The sequence below is a fragment of the Roseimicrobium gellanilyticum genome, assembly GCF_003315205.1.
Classification (GTDB): domain Bacteria; phylum Verrucomicrobiota; class Verrucomicrobiia; order Verrucomicrobiales; family Verrucomicrobiaceae; genus Roseimicrobium; species Roseimicrobium gellanilyticum.
This window is the reverse complement of the sequence record NZ_QNRR01000032.1, coordinates 1-1,266: the sequence shown is the minus strand read 5'-3', so window position 1 is coordinate 1,266 and position 1,266 is coordinate 1. Positions and strand designations below refer to the sequence as shown.

Here is a 1,266-nt window from a genome sequence, read left to right as displayed (position 1 = left end):
ATTTGGAGCAACGGTGTTTCACGCAAGGCGGAAGTCAGGATTTTTCAAGAGGGCGTTGAGCACCGTGAGGAGTTGTCGCATGACTGCGGTGAGGGCGACCTTGGCGGGTTTGCCTTTGGCTCTGAGGCGTTGATAGAGTCCCTTGAGGATGGGGTTGCTGAGACTGGCGGCCAGCGCTGCCATGTAGAGGCAGCGTCGCGCGGAGGCACGGCCTCCACCGATGGTGCGCTGACCCTTGTAGTTGCCGCTCTCTCGCACTCGTGGTGCCAGACCTGCCAGTGACACGATCTGGCGCCTTCCCAAGGTGCCCAACTCGGGCAAGGCAGCCAGCAAACCCGTGGCGGTAACCAGACCCACGCCCTGCATCTGGCAGAGGCGTTCGGTTTGTTGCTGGAGCTCTTGAGTCTGGGCCAGGAAGTCTTGGATCATCTTGTTGAGCTTGTCGATCTGTCCTTGGAGGTATCTGAGAGTGTGTTGGGCCTGTTTGATGAGTTCGGGAAGGGTGTGGCTCTCCATGCGGTTCTTTTCCATGACCTGCATGTCGAGGAGCTGGGTACGGCGGGTGGTGAGGGCTTGGAGCTGGCGATGCGCTGGGTTCAGAGGGGCGGTGGGTTCGGGTTCCATCCTCTGGCCAAAGTGGGTGAGTACCCGTGCATCAATGGCATCGGTCTTGGCATGTTTGCCCAATGTGTGGGCAAAGGAGCGCACCCGGTGGGCGTGCAGCGCACTTACACGAACGCCTTCCTTGTGCATGGTGTCCACCAACAAGCGGTGATAGCAGCCAGTGGCTTCACACAGCACATGCACGGTGGAACCGGTCTTGCGCTGGAGTTTGCCAAGGGCTTTGAGCAGGGTTTTGAGACCTGCAGGAGTGTTGTTCACCTGGGAGAGACCACCCAGATGAGTGGGATCGAGCTGCAAAGTCAACTTGGCAACATCGACACCCAGGTAGATGATAGTGAGGTGATTCTTACTCATACTTGCAATATGCGAGCTGGCTTGGGTTCCGGTTAAAGAAAGCCCAGTCCGCTCAATCAACGGTTCGAGTTAGGAATGACGGCGCGAGGGCACTGGCTCCAAAACGCACTCGCGTAAAGCGGTGCTAGTGCTGGTAGTGCTCACTCGCGCCACCCAGGGGCCGATGGCCATCGGCCCCTGGGTGACTGCTTCATCTACCAGTTCATCACCGGCAGACCAACAGACAAATGGAACATACAAGTGCTGGAGCTTGCTCCAGCTTTCCGCAGGCAGCTTGCTGCCGTGAAG

The 1,266-nt window shown here is 58.4% G+C and carries 2 protein-coding genes; both read right to left on the bottom strand.

The genetic code is table 11. The annotated features are described in order from the left end of the window. Positions 1-18: 18 nt before the first annotated feature. Positions 19-978, bottom strand: coding sequence for an IS110 family RNA-guided transposase (locus tag DES53_RS32330; RefSeq protein ID WP_113962475.1), 960 nt, complete (start codon positions 976-978; stop codon positions 19-21). A 69-nt stretch (positions 979-1,047) separates the two neighbouring features. Next, a partial coding sequence (locus DES53_RS33660) for a hypothetical protein (protein WP_211325773.1) occupies positions 1,048-1,266 on the bottom strand: 219 nt, incomplete at its 5' end.

Excerpts from the sequence above, each read along its gene's own strand:
- DES53_RS32330 (WP_113962475.1), bottom strand. The coding sequence starts at position 978 with ATGAGTAAGAATCACCTCACTATCATCTACCTGGGTGTCGATGTTGCC.